This is a genomic window from Gordonia sp. 852002-50816_SCH5313054-c (assembly GCF_001665925.1).
Classification (GTDB): Bacteria; Actinomycetota; Actinomycetes; order Mycobacteriales; family Mycobacteriaceae; genus Gordonia; species Gordonia jacobaea.
In genome coordinates this window covers 1-18,179 of sequence record NZ_LZTE01000009.1, presented here as the reverse complement: position 1 = coordinate 18,179, position 18,179 = coordinate 1, and the positions used below count along the sequence as shown (strand labels likewise).

Below are 18,179 nucleotides of genomic sequence, written 5' to 3'. Positions count from 1 at the left end.
GCCGTCACGCTGCCCCGGCCTCTTCCACCGCACCTTCGGCGGCCGCTGCGGCCTTGGCTTCTGCCGCAGGCGGATACGAACGCTGCGTCGCCGGCCGCTTGAGGAACAGCGTTGCGACGACGCCGATCAGCAATGCCGCCGCGGGCAGATAGAGGGTCTGTCCCATTGCGAGCGCGAACGGCTCACGGACGGGGTGACCGAAGACCTCGATCGGCAACTGCTTGGCGCTGTCGTTGTTCGACGCGGTGTCCATGCCGGGCAGATTCGCGGCCAGTCTCGTCTGCATCAGTGCGCCGACAGCAGCCGCGCCGATCACCGAGCCGATCATTCGCGTGGTGTTGTAGACGCCTGCTCCCGCACCAGCCTGGTACCAGGGGAGGTCGCGGGTTGCGGTCGCCGCGAGCGGCGCCCAGATACCCGCCGACGCGATGCCCATCAGCGCCAGCGGCAGGATCAGCTGCCACACGGGGGTCGCCGACCGCGCGATGCTGCCCATCCAGAACAGCGAGATCGATGCCAGGAACAGACCCGTGGAGATGATGAGGCTGGGATGCACGCGGTCGAGAACTCGCCCGACGATCGGTGCGAGGATGCCGGTGAAGATCGCCATCGGCACCATGACCAACGCCGATTGCGTGGGCGTCATGCCGCCGACGAGCTGCAGGAAGAACATGGCCGGAATCATCTGACCGGAGATCGCGAAGCCCATCGAGGCGATACCGATGTTGGACAACGAGAAATTGCGCTGACGGAACAACGAGAGCGGAACGAGCGGTTCGGTCTTGACTCGCGACTCCCAGAAGATGAACAGCGCGAACACGACGACGCCCACGATGATGAGCGCCCAGATCCACGGCGCCCAGTCGTACTTCTCACCGTCTTGAATACCGAACACCAAGGCGGACAGACCGATTGCCGACAGTACGACTCCGACCCAGTCGAAGGAGTGGTCGTGCTTCTCGACCTCGGGCACGAGCACGGCCGCGAGGATCAGGCCGATGATGCCGACGGGGAGGTTGACGAAGAAGATCCACTCCCAGCCGAGGTTGTCGGTCAGCACGCCGCCGAGCAGCGGGCCGACCAGCGTTGCCACACCGGCGACGGTGCCCCAGACACCCATTGCCGCACCACGCTTTTCGGGCTGGAAGATACGCGTGATCATGGCCATCGTCTGCGGCGTGATGAGTGCGGCTCCGACGCCCTGCAGTCCGCGCGCTGCGATCAGTTCGCCGATCGAGCCGGAGAACCCGCACCAGACGCTCGCGGCGGTGAACACCACAAGGCCCACCTGGTAGACGGTCTTGGGTCCGTACTTGTCGCCCAGCCTGCCCGTGATCAGCAGCGGCACAGCGTAGGTCAACAGATACGCGCTGGTCACCCAGACGATGCCGTTGACGTCGGTATCGAGCGCCGCACGGATCTGCGGCTGTGCGACGGCGACGATCGTCATGTCGACGAGGATCATGAAGAAGCCGACGCACAGGGACATGAGCGAAAGCCACGGTCGGTTGGTCACCGACTTGAATGCCGGAGCGGTCATGAGTTCTGCACTTTCTGAGGTGTGGACGAATCCTGCGCTGGGGACGAGTTCTGTGCTGGGGAGGATTGAGGTGGTGACGGCGTGGTGGTGTGCTTCGTGCGCCACGTCGAGCCGGGGTCGTCGATCCACTCGATGTCGTTGTGACGCAGACGCCCGACGAGATCGACAAGCCAATCGATCTGCGTTTGCAGAGTTGCCAGGCGGCACCCGACGTCGAGGTAGAACATCTCGACCGCTCCGCGTGCATGCGCTGCCTCTGCCGCCACCTCGACCCGTTCACGATCTGCGCGCATCGCATCGATACGTCGTTCAAGCAGTTCGACAACCCGCTGTCGCGGCAACGAATGCGCTTCGGACAGAGCGAGGTAGAGCTCGGGATATTCGACGGGGTGACGTTCGAGAATCGCCTCGAGGCTCGCAGCGAGCGCGGCCCTGCCCGCTTCGGTGATCGCGTAAACGGTCCGCTGCGGTCGGTTGCCCTCCTGACGGACCTCGACGACCTCGATGAGTCCGTCGGCGGCCAGGCGGTCGACGGTGTGATAGAGCGTGCCGGGACGAATCTTGGTGAGGCGGTCTTCTTCGCGCTCGATCGTGGTCTGGAACATCTCGTACGGGTGCATCGGCCGTTCGGCAACCAGGCCGAGCACCAGGATCGCCTGCGGAGCCAACGGTCGCGTCACAGTCACGGCGTGGCCCCCTTTCTCGCTGCCAAATATTCCGGGTGGAATATACCGCGCCGAATAACGGGTGCCAACCGTCGGTGGCGATCACTACTGTGGAGTCATGAGCCCCGCCAAGTCAGGCACACAAGCCGAGTCAGGCACACAAGCCCAGTCAGGCAAAGAAGCCCAGTCAGGCAAACAAGCCCAGTCAGGCACGCAGGCGTCCTATGTCACCAGCGGACAGGAGTTCGTCCGCGACACGCAGTACATCGAGACCCGCATCACGCGCGATGGTCGCGACGGCTATCCGGTCGAGGCAGGCCGGTATCGACTTGTGGCGGCGCGCGCGTGCCCGTGGGCCAACCGCACGCTGATCGTTCGACGACTCCTCGGTCTCGAGGATGCGATCTCGTTGGGACTGTGCGGTCCCACTCATGACAAGGACTCGTGGACGTTCGACCTCGACCCCGGCGGCGTCGACCCTGTCCTGAAGATTCCACGTCTCAAGGATGCGTACGAGAAGCGGTTCCCCGGTTATCCGAAGGGCATCACCGTCCCGGCGATCGTCGACGTCCCCAGCGGTGAGGTCGTGACCAACGACTTCAAGCAGATCACCGTCGACTTCGAGGTCGAGTGGTCCGACTATCACCGCGAGGGGGCGCCCGACCTCTACCCCGAGCACCTACGCGACGAGATCGAATCCGTCAGCAAGGGTGTCTACACCGAGGTCAACAACGGCGTGTACCGCTGCGGATTCGCCGGCAGTCAGGACGCGTACGACAAGGCCTACGACAGGCTCTTCACCAAACTCGACGAACTGACCGAACGCCTGGCATCTCAGCGTTACCTGGTGGGCGACACCATCACCGAGGCAGACGTCCGGCTTTTCACGACGCTTGCGCGATTCGATCCGGTGTATCACGGGCATTTCAAGTGCAATCGGAGCAAACTGTCGGAGATGCCGGTGTTGTGGGCGTACGCGCGCGACCTCTTCCAGACTCCGGGTTTCGGCGACACCGTCGACTTCACACAGATCAAGCAGCACTACTACCTGGTCCACCGCGACATCAATCCCACCGGGATCGTGCCCGACGGCCCGGACCTGAGGAATTGGCTCACTCCTCACCATCGCGACGAGCTCGGGGGCAGCCCCTTCGGAGACGGAACGCCACCACCCCCACCGCGACCGAATGAGGTCGTGCCAGAACAGGATTGGGTACCACTGCCATGACCGAAGCCAAACGAACCGAACAGAAGCCTCCCGCGAAGGCGGTCGAGGTGACCGGGGGCCTGCTCGACAAGGCCCAGCGCCTCCAGGCTCCGGCGGTCAAGAAGTACGTGGACGCGCTGCGTAAGGCGCATCCAGACGAGTCGCCGGAGCAGATCATCCGGAGGCTGGAGAAGCAGTTCCTGCGGACCGTCATGGGTACGGGTAGCGCGGTCGGCGCAACCGCGGCGATCCCCGGGGTCGGCACCATGACGGCGCTGACCGCGATGACGGGCGAGACCGCCCTGTTCCTCGAAGCCTCAGCGTTGTTCGCACTGGCCGTCGCCGAAGTACACGGCATCGGCGTCGAGCAGTCCGAACGACGAAAGACGCTCGTCCTGGCGGTGGCTCTCGGTGAGGAGGGCGTCGCAGCGCTCGGCCGCCTCATCGGCACCCGAGGTGGCGCACTGCGTCGACTCGGAACCGCAGCCATCCCCGGTGGTGGCCTCGGGAAACTGAACACCACTTTGATGAACAAGATCGTCAAGAAGTATGCGATCAAGCGCGCGCCGCTCATCTTCGGCAAGCTGATGCCTGCAGGTATCGGAGCCGTTGTCGGCGGTGCCGGAAACCGCGCACTCGGACGCCGCGTCGTCGTCAACGCACGCGAGGCGTTCGGTCCGGCGCCGAAGTCGTGGCATGGCGATGTCGTCGACGGGAGCGTCGTCACCGAACCCGGCCTGCCCGCCGGGGATCGGTGACCGGCTCCCTCACGGACAGCCCGGCCCCGATCCGAGATGCCCTACCCACCAACAATCCGACTCCCGCGCAGCACACCGGCTGGATTCGTCGACTCTCCACTGAATGCTGGCGACATCGCAGATTGGTGGTCGTCACTCTTGCGGTGACCCTGGTTGCCGTTGCCGTCGACCTCGTCGCGCCCCTGCTGGCCAAGGCTGCGATCGATCACGCGACCGGAGCGCAACGCGGCGGTGCGACGATCTCGGTGATCGTCGCGGCGCTGCTCGCGTTGGCGGTCGTGCGTTACGCCTGTCAGTTCGGGCGCAGGCTCACCGCGGGACAACTGTCGATCAGCGTGCAGAATGCGTTGCGGCTGCGCCTGATGCACACGCTGCTGCATCTCGACGGCGCCGCTCAGTCACGCATCAGCACGGGACAGGTTGTCTCGCGGTCGATTTCGGACCTGCAGATCGTGCAGGGACTGCTGGCCGTGGTCCCGTTGTCGGCGGGTGCCGCGGTCCAGGTGGTGATCGCGATCGGGATCATGGCCTATCTGTCGCCGCTGCTGACGGTCGTCGCGTTGAGCATCATCCCCGTCGTCGGAATCGTCGTCTTCACCACGCGCAGAAAGCTTTTCGCCGCCACCTGGTCGGCGCAGCAATCCGCGGCCAACGTCGCACAGCACGTCGAGGAGACCGTGACCGGCGTGCGGGTGGTCAAGGGATTCGGTCAGGAGTCGCGCGCCGTCGACGAACTCGTCGGCCTCGCGCGCGACCTCTATTCAAAACGCCTGCGCGCGGCCAAGATCAACGCGCGCTTTGCCCCGACGATGGCGGCGATACCCCAGTTGGGCATGGTCGCGGTCATCGCTCTCGGCGGGTGGCTGACGTTGCGCGGCACCATCACCGCGGGCACCTTCCTCGCATTCGCGACCTACGTCGCCACGATGACGTCACTGGCACGCCTGCTGACCAACGTCGTGGTCAGTGGCCAGTTGGCCCGCGCGGCCGTCGACCGTGTCTACGACGTCATCGACGAACCCACCGACCCCGGCGACCGACAGACCGGCACACTGCCCGACGGCGCTCTCGGACTTCGCTTCGACGACGTCGACTTCGCATTCGGCGACAAGTCCGTCCTGCACGAGATCGACCTCGACATCGCTCCCGGCGAGTGCGTCGCGATCGTGGGACCACCCGGCTCCGGGAAGTCGACCATCGCGGAACTGACCAGCCGCTACCTCTCCCCGACCGCCGGTACGGTGTCACTGGTCTCGACCGATGGCACCCACGATGTCGCCACGCTCTCCCCCGAGAGTCTGCATTCCGCGGTCGCCGTCGTCTTCGACGAACCGTTCCTCTACTCCGACACCATCGCCGCCAACATCGCACTCGGCGTTCCCGCGGATGCACGCACACTGCCGGACGGCTCGCCACATCCACGCCTGGTCGACGCCGCGGCCCGCGCCGACGCGCTCGAGTTCATCTCGGCACTGCCCGACGGATTCGACACCATCGTCGGCGAGCGGGGCCTGACCCTCTCGGGCGGCCAACGACAACGCATCGCGCTCGCCCGCGCACTGTATGCCGACCCGCGTGTGCTCGTGCTCGACGACGCGACATCTGCCGTCGACGCCGCGACCGAATCGCGCATCCTGCGTGACCTGCGCAGCGGCGGCGATACACGGCCGACGATGCTCGTCCTCGCGCATCGCCGGTCGACGCTGATGCTCGCCGACCGTGTGGCCGTGCTCGACGACGGGCGGATCACCGACATCGGTACCGTCGCCGAACTCGATGCCCGCAGTCCGCGCTTCCGAGCTCTGATGACCGGCGTGGTCCCCGAGGCGTACACTGCACGGGCCGCGCTGCACGACACTGCTCCTCGGGTGGCGGCACCTGTGGTGGTGGATGACTCACTCATGACCCGGCTGTGGCCGCCCGTCGATCCGGGAGCGCCGCCCGCAGACGACAGCGCGGCGTCGACGATGTCGCGCATCGCCGCACCACCCGGTCGCGGACCGAGTGGTCGCGGGGGCGGTGTGGCGAGCGCACTCGGTTCGATGCAGGCGACGCCCGCGTTGCTCCAGGCCGTCGACGCCCTGCCACCAGCCGATGAGGATCCCCGGGTCGACACCGCGTCGGTGCGTCGCGAGAACCGAGAGTTCAGCCTCTGGGGCATCCTCTCGCCGGTACGCCTCCTGCTGATCACCGCGATCGTCTGTATCTCGCTGGACACGCTCATCGGACTCGCCTTTCCGTCGTTGGCCCGCGCGGTCCTCGACGCTGCGGGCCGCGCGGACGAAGCGCGCATATGGGAGGTCGCGGCCTTCGGTGTGGGACTGGTCGCGCTCGGCTGGATCGTCGGCGCCGCGATGACGTTGACATCGACACGCGCAGGCGAGCGCGTCCTGTTCGGCCTCCGGGTGCGCAGCTACGCGCACCTGCAGCGACTGGGTCTCGACTACTACGAGCGCGAACTGTCCGGCCGCATCATGACGCGGATGACCACCGACGTCGACGCGTTGTCGACGTTCCTGCAGACGGGCCTGACCTCGGCGATCGTCGCCGTGCTGACACTCGTCGGCGTCACCGTCGCGCTGCTGCTCACCGATATCGAACTCGGGCTGATCATCCTGCCCGTCTTTCCGATCTTGATCGCCGCGACCATCGCGTTCCGACGGGTTGCCGCCGACGCGTACACGCGCTCGCGGGAACTGGTGAGCGTCGTCAACGCCGACTTCCAAGAGAACATCGCGGGGATCAGAACCACACAGACCTACCGCAACAGCGACATCGCCATGACCCGCTTCACCGATCGCACCGTCGAATGGGTGCGCGCACGAATGCGTTCACAACGGGCCATCTCCGTGTACTTCCCGTTCATCACGCTGATGTCCGACGTCGCGGCGGCCGTGGCGATCGCCGTCGGCGCACATCGCATCTCGACCGGAACGATGCAGGCGGGCACACTCGTCGCCTTCATCCTCTATCTCGCATTGCTCTTCGGTCCGGTGCAGCAGCTCTCGCAGGTCTTCGACGGCTATCAGCAGGCAGTCGTGGGGCTTCGACGCATCGCGGACCTCCTCCGCACACGCAGCTCCCTCGAATCACGCGAGGATCGGATACCGGTGCCCGCCAACGGTTTCGACGGCGACATCGAACTCGACGACGTCGGGTTCCGGTACACCGGCGCTCACGCCGACGCCCTGCGCGACGTCGAACTGACCATCCCGGCAGGCTCATCACTGGCGCTCGTGGGACGCACAGGGGCGGGCAAGTCGACGGTCGTCAAACTGCTCGCCCGCTTTTACGACCCCACCAGCGGCGAGGTCCGCATCGATGGAACCGACATCCGCGACTTCGGACTGCTCGACTACCGACATCGGATCGGCCTCGTACCCCAGGAACCGCACCTGTTCACCGGGAGCGTCGCCGAGAACATCGCCTACGGCCGACCCGACGCCGACCGGACACAGATCGCGGCCGCTGCACTCGCTGTCGGCGCCACCGATGTCATCACCGGACTCGACGGTGGGATGCGCCACCAGGTCGGCGAACGCGGCGGCGGATTGTCGTCGGGCCAACGTCAACTCATCGCGCTCGCGCGGGCCGAACTCGTCGATCCCGACCTCCTGCTTCTCGACGAAGCGACCGCGACACTCGACCAAGCGACCGAAGCGCTGGTGCTCGCGGCGGGCGAAACCGTCACACGTCGACGCACCTCGGTGATCGTCGCCCACCGCCTCGCGACCGCGGCGCGCGCCGATCGGATCGCCGTCGTCGACAACGGGCGGGTCGTCGAGTTGGGAACACACGACGAGTTGCTGTCGTTGGGTGGAAGGTACCGCGCGTTCTGGGATGCAGGTGTCGATCCGGACGTCGACGGTATCGAGCCTGCTCACGGCGACGATCGCGTCTGACGATCGACGTTGCTCACCAGGGTTGCGGGTCGGGGCCGCAACCAGGTGTGACGTCGGCGCGGTCGGTACGCGGGGCGCAACGTCGCGCGCGTAGCATGAGCAGGTGGTGCGTCGTAGTCTTCACAAGGGACTCGGTCTCCACAAGGGACTCCACGACGCGAGCGAGCGACCCGACACCAGAGGGAATTGAGGCGAGATACCGCTGTGAGCAGTTCGATATCAGATTTCGGACAAAACACGTGGCTGGTCGACGAAATGTACCAGCAATTCAAAAAAGACCCGAACTCGGTCGACCCGAGTTGGCACGATCTGCTGAAGGACTACAAGCCCGGCGACGACGGCTCGTCCAACGGCACCTCAGCTTCGTCTGCGGGGGCATCGTCTGCGGCCAAGTCCACAACCGCGGCGACCAAGACCGCATCGACCAAGACAGCGCCTGCGAAGAACACGGCGTCGGGCAACGGGTCGGGAACCGCACACAGCAACGGTGCGTCGAACACGGCAGCCCCGAAGAAGCCCGCACTTGCGAGCAGCAATGGCAGCGCCTCGTCCAACGGCAAGCCCGCACCTCGACAGGTCACTCTCGACCAGGAGCCGACCCCGCGTCCGGCCACCACCAACTCCCACGCCCGCGAATCGACCGCCACCAAGGCCGCGTCGGGTCATAGCGTTGCGAGCCGCGACGGATCTTCGCGTTCGCAGAAGGCGCCCGCGTCGGCCAAGGCTGCGTCGGCAACTGCGGACGCAGCACCCGCCGAGGACACCGAGAAGGTGCTTCGCGGCGCGTCGGCCGCAGTCGCCAAGAACATGACGGCGTCGCTACAGATCCCGACCGCGACCTCGGTTCGTGCGATCCCGGCCAAGCTGATGATCGACAACCGCATCGTCGTCAACAATCATCTGGCCCGCACCCGCGGCGGCAAGATCAGCTTCACCCACATCCTCGGCTATGCGATCGTCCAGGCGATCAAGGCGTTCCCGAACATGAACCGCCACTTCGCCGAGATCGACGGCAAGCCGAATGTGGTCACCCCTGCGCACACCAACCTCGGACTGGCGATCGACCTCGTCGGCAAGGACGGCAACCGCTCGCTCGTCGTCGCCGCCATCAAGAACTGCGAGACCATGGGTTTCGCCGAGTTCTACGCCGCGTACCAGGACATCGTGCGCCGTGCCCGTGACGGCAAGCTCACCGCGGAAGACTTTGCGGGCGTGACCATCTCGCTGACCAACCCGGGCACCATCGGCACCGTGCACTCCGTGCCGCGCTTGATGAAGAACCAGGGTGCGATCGTCGGCGCCGGAGCGATGGAGTACCCGGCAGAGTTCCAGGGTGCCAGCGACGAGCAGATCGCCGAGCTCGGCGTCGGCAAGCTGATGACGCTGACCTCCACCTACGATCACCGGATCATCCAGGGCGCCGAATCGGGCGACTTCCTGCGCAAGATTCACGAACTGCTGCTCGACGACGCGTTCTACGATGAGCTGTTCACGGCGTTCCACATCCCCTACGAGCCGATCCGCTGGCGTCGCGACATCCCTGCGGGAGTCGTCGACAAGAACGCCCGGGTGCTCGAACTGATCGCGGCCTACCGCAACCGTGGCCATCTGATGGCCGACACCGATCCGCTCATGATGGACAGCTATGCGCGGACGTCGCATCCGGATCTCGACATCCTGACCTACGGCCTGACGCTGTGGGACCTCGACCGCACCTTCAAGGTCGGTGGCTTCCACGGCCAGGACACGATGAAGCTGCGCGACGTCCTGTCGATTCTGCGCGATGCGTACTGCCGCCACGTCGGCGTCGAGTACACCCACATCCTCGAGCCCGAGCAGCAGCGCTGGGTTCAGGAACGCGTGGAGATCAAGCACGTCAAGCCGCCGGTCGCCGAGCAGAAGTACATTCTCTCCAAGCTCAACGCCGCCGAGGCATTCGAGACCTTCCTGCAGACGAAATATGTTGGGCAGAAGCGCTTCTCACTCGAGGGTGCGGAGTCGGTCATCCCCATGATGGATGCCGTGATCGACCAGAGCGCCGAGTACTCGCTCGACGAGGTCGTCATCGGAATGCCGCACCGCGGCCGCCTCAACGTGTTGGCCAACATCGTCGGCAAGCCCTACTCGAAGATCTTCACCGAGTTCGAGGGCAATCTGAATCCGTCGCAGGCCCACGGTTCCGGCGACGTGAAGTACCACCTCGGCGCCGAGGGCAAGTACTACCAGATGTTCGGCGAGAACGAGATCAACGTCTCGCTCACCGCCAACCCGAGCCACCTCGAGGCCGTCGACCCGGTGTTGGAGGGCCTCGTCCGCGCGAAGCAGGATCTTCTGCCTGAAGAGCGCGAGTTCTCCATCCTGCCGCTCATGCTGCACGGCGACGCCGCATTCGCAGGCCAGGGAGTCGTCCCCGAGACGCTCAACCTCGCGATGCTTCCGGGTTACCGCACCGGCGGCACCGTGCACATCGTGGTCAACAACCAGGTCGGCTTCACCACGGCGCCCGAGCACTCGCGGTCGAGCGAATACTGCACCGACGTCGCGAAGATGATCGGTGCCCCGATCTTCCACGTCAACGGCGACGACCCCGAGGCGTGCGTGTGGGTGGCCAAGCTGGCCGTTGACTACCGCGAGATCTTCCACAAGGATGTCGTCATCGACCTCGTCTGCTTCCGCCGTCGCGGACACAACGAGGGCGACGACCCGTCGATGACCCAGCCTGCGATGTACGACGTCATCGACACCAAGCGTGGTGTGCGCAAGTCCTACACCGAGGCTCTGATCGGTCGTGGCGACATCTCGACCAAGGAGGCCGAGGACGCCCTTCGCGACTACCAGGGTCAGCTCGAACGTGTCTTCAACGAGGTCAAGGAACTCGAGAAGTTCACTCCCGAGCCCAGTGAGTCCGTCGAGGACGATCAGCCTCTGCCGCAGAAGCTCGTCACCGCCGTCGACAAGACGGTTCTCGAGCGCATCGGCGACGCGTTCTACGACACACCGGACGGCTTCACGCCGCATCCGCGCGTCAAGCCGGTGCTCAAGCGTCGTCATGAGATGAGCCGCGACGGCCACGTCGACTGGGCGTTCGCCGAGTTGCTGGCTTTCGGTTCGCTCGTGCTCGAGGGACGTACCGTCCGCCTGTCCGGTCAGGACTCGCGACGCGGCACGTTCAGCCAGCGACACTCGGTCCTCATCGACCGGGAGAACGGCTCCGAGTACACACCGCTCAATCACCTCGCACCGCTCGACGGCGACGCCGATTCCGAAGGCCGCTTCATGGTCTACGACTCGCCGCTCTCGGAGTTCGCGGTTGTCGGTTTCGAGTACGGCTACTCGGTGGGCAACCCCGACGCACTCGTGCTGTGGGAAGCGCAGTTCGGCGACTTCGTCAACGGCGCACAGTCGGTGATCGACGAGTTCATCAGCTCCGGCGAGGCCAAGTGGGGTCAGCGCTCCGACGTCGTGCTGCTGCTGCCGCACGGTCACGAGGGACAGGGCCCCGACCACACCTCGGGACGTATCGAGCGGTTCCTGCAGTTGTGCGCCGAGGGTTCGATGACTGTCGCTCAGCCGTCGACGCCCGCGAGCTACTTCCACCTGCTGCGTCGGCACGTGCTCGACGGGATCAGCCGTCCGCTGATCGTGTTCACGCCCAAGTCGATGCTCCGCAACAAGGCTGCGGTCAGCCCCGTGGAGGACTTCACCGACGACAAGTTCCGCTCGGTGATCGACGATCCGAAGTTCTTGAAGGACAGCGGTGATCGCAGCAAGGTCAAGCGTGTCCTACTGGTGAGCGGCAAGATCTACTACGAGATCGCCGCCCGTCGGGACAAGGAGAGCCGCGACGACATCGCCGTGGTGCGCGTGGAGCAGCTCTACCCCGTGCCGCATCGTCGTCTGCAGGAGACGCTCGAGAAGTATCCGAACGCCGACGATTTCGTGTGGGTCCAGGACGAGCCCGCCAACCAGGGGCCGTGGCCGTTCCTCGGACTGTGGCTGCCCGAGATGCTGCCGAACCTCCTCAAGGGGTTGCGCCGCATCTCGCGTCGCCCGATGTCGGCACCGAGCTCCGGCTCGTCGAAGGTGCATGCCGTCGAGCAGCAGGAGATCCTCGACGAGGCCTTTGCCTGAGGCGTCGAATAGCAACGAGCGAGGGCCGCACCCGATTCGGGTGCGGCCCTCGCTCGTCTTTCGATCAACGTCGAAAACTCACATAGGTCCCAGCGGAAGGACTGCGCGCGGTCAGCCCTCCGAGAGCGGACGGGGATCGAATGTCACACGAATCCGCGTGATCAGGCCGTTCTCGACGTGACTCCAGTTCGCTGTCGGGAGTGACGCGTCGTCGGTCACCAGGTCGAACCATGTGATCGCATCGGCACCGTCGACGACACGCGCGTGCAGGACGAGATCGCGCATCAGGTGCTCCGACATCCCGCGGAGACCGGCAATGCACTCATCGATTCCGCGTGCCGTCCCCATCACACCGACGAAGTCGATGTCGGGCGCGAGAACAGTACGCAGCAGGTCGAAATCGCCTGCGTGCCAAGCGTCGAAGTAGGTCGTCACCGCAGCCCTGGTGTTCGCCGTGTCGGCCTGTGCAGTCGTGTCCACAGTCATCTCTGTCCCTTTCGAAGCTTTGGTCAACGGGTGTACGAACTCCAGACTGCGCGCCAACGATTAATCTGTCCAACATCTACTTCGTATGGCATTTATCATTCTGAGTCATGGAACTGCATCAGCTCCGCTATCTTCTCGCCGTCGTCGACACCGGATCGTTCACCGCTGCGGCGTCGACTCTGCACATCAGCCAATCGGGTGTGAGCACCCAGATCCGCAAGCTCGAGAACGAGCTGGGCATCGCGCTGCTGCAGCGCACCACCCGACACGTGACGTTGACCAGCGATGGAGAGCGAGTGTTGCCGGCCATCCGCGCGGCCATCGAGAGAGTCGACGCCGTGGTGACTCTGGCCGACGACCTGCGCGGCCTCACCACCGGAACGCTGCGGGTCGGCACCGTGAGTGGCCTCACCTGGCAGCCCATCTTCGACGCCATCGCTGCGATGCACCACGATCACCCGGGGGTCGATATCTCTGTCCGCGAAGACATTTCGACGTCGCTCATAGACGCCGTCCACTCCGGAACACTGGACGTCGCAATCGCCGCGTGGTCGGGAGAACCGCCCCAGCACGTGCACGCCTCCGTCATCGTCGACGACGCGCTGCACGCCGTCGTCGCACGAGATCATCCGTGGGCGACGCGTACCGATGTCGGAGCCGATGAGATCGCCGACGCCGACCTCATCTCGCTCACCCGCGGCACCGGCGCTCGCACGGCACTCGACGCCCTGCTGGCGCGGGAGCGAGGCGGGCGGGTTCCGCGCTGGGAGGTCGCAACGCCCTCACTTGCGCACATGCTGACCACCCGTGGACTCGGCGTCGCCGTCCTCAGCGAAAGCACCGCCGCTGCGTGGCGAGACACCGTCAGTCTGCCGATCACCGACCCTGCCGCAAGATCAACACTCGGCATCATCTGGCGTGACCCACCGTCTCCGGCGACCACTGCGCTGCTCCGCGAGATGCGACGTCACGCGGGGTGACGAGCTGAGCTATCCGCGATATCTGAAGTTGCCGGCCCAGCGACCGTCGACTCTCAGCGCGCCGGAAGATCGGTGAGGCTCGTGACGAGCGCAGGCAGAGACGTGGAGATCATGGCGAGCAACTGGTCGCGGGTGATCTCCTCGTCGGTCAGCCAACCGATCGTGACTTCCTCCACAAAGGCGATCCACCCGAATGTGGCCAGCCGAACCGCCGGGGTGACCTCGACACCGAGGGCAGGCGCGTGGTCGAGGATGCGCTCGGCCATGACCGCTCTGGTGCCGTCGATCACGGCCCGCATCGCCGGGTCGGTGCTCGACGCACCGCGCAGGAATACGGTGTAGGCGCTGCGATGCTCGCTGACGTAGTCGACAAACGCCGACAATGAGCTCGACAGAATCGCCAGCGGATCGTCGAGGGTCTCATCGGGCGCCGTCAGCCGCAGCATCTCCTCGCCCTGCGCCTTGGCGATGGCGACATGGAACTCTTGCTTCGACGCGAAGTAGTGGAACAGGAGCGCGCGCGACACGCCTGCGACCTCGGCGATCGCGTCGATGGACACCTCGTCGAGAGGCCGCTCCGACACCATCTGCAGCCCGAGCGCGATGAGCTGGTCGCGTCGGGCCTCCGGGCTCATCCTCGTGCGCTTCGTCTGGGTCACAGACACAGTCTAGGCGACTTATTGACCGGTGCTCAATAGCCTATTGACTAATGTTCAATAGGCTCCTAGTGTCATGAGCATGACAACGCACAATGTTGAGGTTGCCATCGTCGGCGCCGGATTCTCCGGCCTCGGCGCGGCGATCAAGATGAGCCAGAACGGCTTCACCGACTACGTCATCCTCGATCGCGGACCCGATTTCGGCGGCACCTGGCGCGACAACACCTACCCCGGCGCCGCGTGCGACGTCGCGTCGAACCTGTACTCGTACTCGTTCGCCCCCAATCCCGAATGGTCGCGCTCGTACTCCCACCAGCCGGAGATCCACCGCTACATCAACGACGTCGCGGATCGTTTCGGCGTGCGCGACAAGGCCAGGTTCGGTGTCGAGGTCACCCGCGCCGCGTGGAGCGAGTCGCAACAGCGCTGGCTGATCGACACCGTGCCCGCCGGAACCGATCCGAGCGCCGCTGCCGTGACGACGTACCGGGCACAGCACCTCATCGGCGCGGTCGGGCCGCTGTGCGAACCCAACCTTCCCGACATCGACGGAATCGAATCGTTCGGCGGCACGGTCATGCACTCCGCACGCTGGGACGACGACGTCGAGCTCTCGGGCAAGCGCGTGGCCGTGATCGGCACCGGCGCGTCGGCCATCCAGATCGTCCCCGAGGTGGCCAAGCGCGTCGCCCACCTCGACGTCTACCAGCGCACGGCGCCGTGGATCGTCCCGCGTACCGAGCGGCCGTACACTCCCGTCGAGCACTGGCTGTTCAAGAACGCACCCATCGTGCAGAGCGCCAGCCGCGCGGGGGTGTACGCATTCAACGAGTTCATCGCCTTCGGCCTTACCCACTCGCGTAAGGCACTCAAGCCCGTCGAGATCGTCGCCCGCGCCAACATCGCACGCGGAATCCGCGACCGAAAGCTGCGCGACAAGGTCACTCCCCGCTTCCAGGTCGGCTGCAAGCGAATCCTGCGATCGAACGCCTGGTACCCGGCACTCGATCGACCCAACGTCGACCTCGTCACCGACCCCATCGCACGCGTGACACCGTCGGGCATCGTGACCGCGGACGGCACCGAACGCGAGATCGACGTATTGATTGTCGCGACGGGCTTCCACGTCACCGATTCGCCCGTGTTCGACTGCATCGTCGGCGCCGAGGGACACTCACTCGCGCAGGCGTGGGACAAGAACGGAATGCAGGGCTACAAGGGGTCGTTCGTCCACGGTTTCCCGAACATGATGCTGATGGTCGGGCCAGCGACCGGCCTCGGTCACACCTCGATGGTGTACATGATCGAGTCGCAGCTCAACTACCTCGTCGACTATCTCAAAACCGTTCGCGCACAAGGAATCACGCGTGTCGACGTCGACGAGAAGTCGCAGCGCGGGTACAACTCCGGTATTCAGCACGCGCTGCGTCACAGCGTCTGGGTCAATGGTGGCTGCGCCTCCTGGTACGCCGACGACAACGGCAACATCACCACACTGTGGCCGGGCTTCACATTCAACTTCCGCAAGCAAACCCGACGATTCGACCTCGCTGCATACGACGTAGCTCGCGATTCGTCGGCGGCCGACACGCCGGCCGTGCTCGCGAGCACCCGCGCCTGATCTCGACTTCATCCGCGTGCACGCCGGATCTCGCACGCATCAACACACACAGGAGAACACCATGAAGAATTTTCGCGACAAGGTCGTCGTCGTCACCGGTGCGGGCTCGGGCATGGGCCGCGAACTGGCGGTGAAGCTGGGCCAACAGGGCGCCAAGCTGGCGATCTCCGACGTCAACCCCGACGGCCTCGCAACGACGGAAAAGCTCGTCGCCGAGACCGGCGCACCGGTCCACGCGCAACTGCTCAACGTCGCAGAGCGTGAGGCGGTTCTCGATTACGCCGACACGGTCATGGCCAACTACGGCAAGGTCAACGTCGTCTTCAACAACGCGGGCATCGCGCACCACGGCGAGATCGAGCGCACAGAGTTCAAAGACATCGAGCGAGTCATGGATGTCGACTTCTGGGGCGTCGTGAACGGAACGAAGGCCTTCCTGCCACACATCATCGCGTCGGGCGACGGCCACATCGTCAACACGTCGTCGCTGTTCGGCCTGCTGTCCGAGCCGGGCCAGGCGGCCTACAACTCGGCGAAATTCGCGGTTCGCGGATTCACCGAATCGCTCAACCAGGAGATGCTGATCGCCAAGCACCCCGTACGCGTCACGTGCGTGCATCCCGGTGGCATCAAGACCGCGATCGCTCGCAACGCGACGGTCGCAGACGATTACGACCAGGCGAACTTCGCCCAGTTCTTCGACAAGTACCTCGCGCGCACCTCGGCGTCGTCGGCTGCCGACACCATCATCAAGGGCGTGAAGAAGAACAAGGCGCGCGTCCTCATCGGCGCCGACGCCATCGTGCTCGACGCCTGGGTGCGGCTCGTCGCCTCGAAGTATCAGGGCGTCGTGGCGGGCGTGACCAAGCGCGTCACCACCTCGTTCCGCTGACCGCTGTCGTCATTGCTCAGTTCGTGCGATAGACGACGTAGTCGACCGCACGAACTGGGCGACGCGCTCCTCTCCGATCGAGCGGTATCCACACGATCGAAAAATTGTTCGAGATTTCCTCGCCGTTGTCCGTATTGTCGGGTAGTGTAGAACACATATTCGACATGACGTGGGGCGGGGGTGGCGGCACGTGAACAGCAATCGCAATGACGTTGGGGCCAGTGGTGCGCCTTCGGCTTTGGCTACTGCTGCGGTGGGTTCTGCGGATGCGGTGGTGGCGGAGAAACTGTCACGCCTCGCTGGGGTGTTGGATGAGTTGGCTGCCGTCGATGTGTCGCTGGTATCCGATGACGCTCTGGTGGAAGCCACTATGGAGGCCGAACGCCTGGCGTTGCGGACTGCCGGTGCGGTGACGGATCGCTTGATTGTGGAAGCCTCCGACCGCGACCTGCCCCGCGCTCTGGGTTTCCGCGACATCCGCAACTTCATGGGGCATGGTCTGCATATTGGCGATCCGGCTGCGCGGCATCGGGTGATCGCCGCGACCGGATCGTTCACCACGATCTGCGGCGACCGCCTACCACCCGCATGCCCCACCCTGGCCGGCTACGTGGTCGAGGGTCGCGTCGCGGGCGCGCACGTCCGGGCGGTGTTGGAGGTGCTCGAAGCGATCCCTAGTGAGGTGTCGGCCGAGACAAAAGCCGCCGCCGAAGCACAGATGGCCGGCTACGCGGTCCAATTCACGCCCGCTGAAATCACCAACCTCGGTTCGCGGTTGTTGGCGCATCTCGATCCGGATGGGACGCTGACCACCTCGAAGGATCGTAAACGTCGACGTCGCCTGTGGGTGAACCGACAGAACGCGCAGTTGATGTCGCGGTTGACCGCCGATCTCGATCCGATCGCCCGCGCCCGCCTCGACACGGTGCTCGATGCGTGGGCCAAACCGGGCATGAACAACCCGGACGACCCGGGGTCGCCGGTCGGGCCGATCACCATGGCGAATGCCGAGCAGGTCGCGGCCGCGGCGCTGCGTGATCAACGCTCACCCGCCCAACGCAACCACGACGCCTTCTCCGCACTACTCGGGCAGGTACTCGAGTCAGGGATGTTGGGTAACACGCATCGCGGGTTACCGATCCAGGTCATCGTCACCACCAGCCTGCACGAACTCGAAGAGCAGGCAGGGATCGCACAAACCACGTCGGGAACACTCCTCCCGATCAGCGATGTGATCGAGATGGCCGCCTCCACCGGGGCCAGCCAGTATTTGGCGGTGTTCGGTGAGCACACCAGCATCCCGCTGTATTTGGGTCGGTCGAAGCGGATCGCGTCGCT

12 protein-coding genes are annotated in these 18,179 nt (G+C 65.1%); 8 read left to right on the top strand and 4 right to left on the bottom strand.

Going from position 1 to position 18,179, the window contains the following annotated elements:
• Positions 1-4 precede the first annotated feature (4 nt).
• Together A5788_RS00375 and A5788_RS00370 are read right to left on the bottom strand one after the other, a co-directional pair.
• Positions 5-1,540, bottom strand: a complete 1,536-nt coding sequence (locus tag A5788_RS00375; protein ID WP_064869976.1) for an MFS transporter — start codon at positions 1,538-1,540, stop codon at positions 5-7.
• Entirely contained in the window at positions 1,537-2,226 is a 690-nt protein-coding gene (locus tag A5788_RS00370) for a PadR family transcriptional regulator (RefSeq protein ID WP_005205766.1), read from the bottom strand. Before A5788_RS00370 ends, A5788_RS00375 begins: the two co-directional genes overlap by 4 nt.
• A 97-nt stretch (positions 2,227-2,323) precedes the next feature.
• Here A5788_RS00370 and A5788_RS00365 point away from each other — a divergent pair, with 97 nt between their 5' ends.
• The 4 genes from A5788_RS00365 to A5788_RS00350 all read left to right on the top strand — a co-directional run bounded on the left by A5788_RS00365 (position 2,324) and on the right by A5788_RS00350 (position 12,203).
• Complete coding sequence (locus A5788_RS00365; RefSeq protein ID WP_064869975.1) at positions 2,324-3,433, top strand: glutathione S-transferase family protein; 1,110 nt, start codon at positions 2,324-2,326, stop codon at positions 3,431-3,433.
• Positions 3,430-4,170, top strand: coding sequence for a hypothetical protein (locus A5788_RS00360; protein ID WP_064869974.1), 741 nt, complete (start codon positions 3,430-3,432; stop codon positions 4,168-4,170). The genes A5788_RS00365 and A5788_RS00360 overlap by 4 nt, the downstream gene beginning before the upstream one ends.
• Positions 4,167-8,072, top strand: a complete 3,906-nt coding sequence (locus A5788_RS00355; protein ID WP_197494521.1) for an ABC transporter ATP-binding protein — start codon at positions 4,167-4,169, stop codon at positions 8,070-8,072. Before A5788_RS00360 ends, A5788_RS00355 begins: the two co-directional genes overlap by 4 nt.
• A 255-nt stretch (positions 8,073-8,327) precedes the next feature.
• Positions 8,328-12,203: a multifunctional oxoglutarate decarboxylase/oxoglutarate dehydrogenase thiamine pyrophosphate-binding subunit/dihydrolipoyllysine-residue succinyltransferase subunit gene (locus A5788_RS00350; protein ID WP_064869973.1), complete on the top strand. Its 3,876-nt coding sequence runs from the start codon at positions 8,328-8,330 to the stop codon at positions 12,201-12,203.
• Between the two features lie 111 nt (positions 12,204-12,314).
• Here the strand turns inward: A5788_RS00350 and A5788_RS00345 are convergent, their stop codons facing one another.
• Positions 12,315-12,689 (bottom strand): nuclear transport factor 2 family protein, encoded by a 375-nt coding sequence (locus tag A5788_RS00345; protein WP_064869972.1) that lies wholly within the window; start codon positions 12,687-12,689, stop codon positions 12,315-12,317.
• A 107-nt stretch (positions 12,690-12,796) separates the two neighbouring features.
• Here A5788_RS00345 and A5788_RS00340 point away from each other — a divergent pair, with 107 nt between their 5' ends.
• Positions 12,797-13,669, top strand: a complete 873-nt coding sequence (locus A5788_RS00340; RefSeq protein WP_064869971.1) for a LysR family transcriptional regulator — start codon at positions 12,797-12,799, stop codon at positions 13,667-13,669.
• Between the two features lie 53 nt (positions 13,670-13,722).
• Here A5788_RS00340 and A5788_RS00335 read toward each other — a convergent pair whose 3' ends face one another.
• Positions 13,723-14,304: a TetR/AcrR family transcriptional regulator gene (locus A5788_RS00335; protein ID WP_064869970.1), complete on the bottom strand. Its 582-nt coding sequence runs from the start codon at positions 14,302-14,304 to the stop codon at positions 13,723-13,725.
• A gap of 103 nt (positions 14,305-14,407) precedes the next feature.
• On the opposite strand from A5788_RS00335, the gene A5788_RS00330 reads away from it, so the two are divergent.
• The 3 genes from A5788_RS00330 to A5788_RS00320 form a co-directional block, all read left to right on the top strand.
• Positions 14,408-15,949: a flavin-containing monooxygenase gene (locus A5788_RS00330; protein WP_064869984.1), complete on the top strand. Its 1,542-nt coding sequence runs from the start codon at positions 14,408-14,410 to the stop codon at positions 15,947-15,949.
• A gap of 61 nt (positions 15,950-16,010) precedes the next feature.
• Positions 16,011-16,841 (top strand): SDR family NAD(P)-dependent oxidoreductase, encoded by an 831-nt coding sequence (locus A5788_RS00325; RefSeq protein ID WP_064869983.1) that lies wholly within the window; start codon positions 16,011-16,013, stop codon positions 16,839-16,841.
• Positions 16,842-17,031: 190 nt separating this feature from the next.
• A partial coding sequence (locus A5788_RS00320; protein ID WP_156525409.1) for a DUF222 domain-containing protein occupies positions 17,032-18,179 on the top strand: 1,148 nt, incomplete at its 3' end.

Coding starts and splice junctions, on each gene's coding strand:
- A5788_RS00375 (WP_064869976.1), bottom strand. CDS start 1,540: ATGACCGCTCCGGCATTCAAGTCGGTGACCAACCGACCGTGGCTTTCG.
- A5788_RS00365 (WP_064869975.1), top strand. CDS start 2,324: ATGAGCCCCGCCAAGTCAGGCACACAAGCCGAGTCAGGCACACAAGCC.
- A5788_RS00360 (WP_064869974.1), top strand. CDS start 3,430: ATGACCGAAGCCAAACGAACCGAACAGAAGCCTCCCGCGAAGGCGGTC.
- A5788_RS00350 (WP_064869973.1), top strand. CDS start 8,328: ATGTACCAGCAATTCAAAAAAGACCCGAACTCGGTCGACCCGAGTTGG.
- A5788_RS00345 (WP_064869972.1), bottom strand. CDS start 12,689: ATGACTGTGGACACGACTGCACAGGCCGACACGGCGAACACCAGGGCT.
- A5788_RS00340 (WP_064869971.1), top strand. CDS start 12,797: ATGGAACTGCATCAGCTCCGCTATCTTCTCGCCGTCGTCGACACCGGA.
- A5788_RS00335 (WP_064869970.1), bottom strand. CDS start 14,304: ATGAGCCCGGAGGCCCGACGCGACCAGCTCATCGCGCTCGGGCTGCAG.
- A5788_RS00330 (WP_064869984.1), top strand. CDS start 14,408: ATGACAACGCACAATGTTGAGGTTGCCATCGTCGGCGCCGGATTCTCC.
- A5788_RS00325 (WP_064869983.1), top strand. CDS start 16,011: ATGAAGAATTTTCGCGACAAGGTCGTCGTCGTCACCGGTGCGGGCTCG.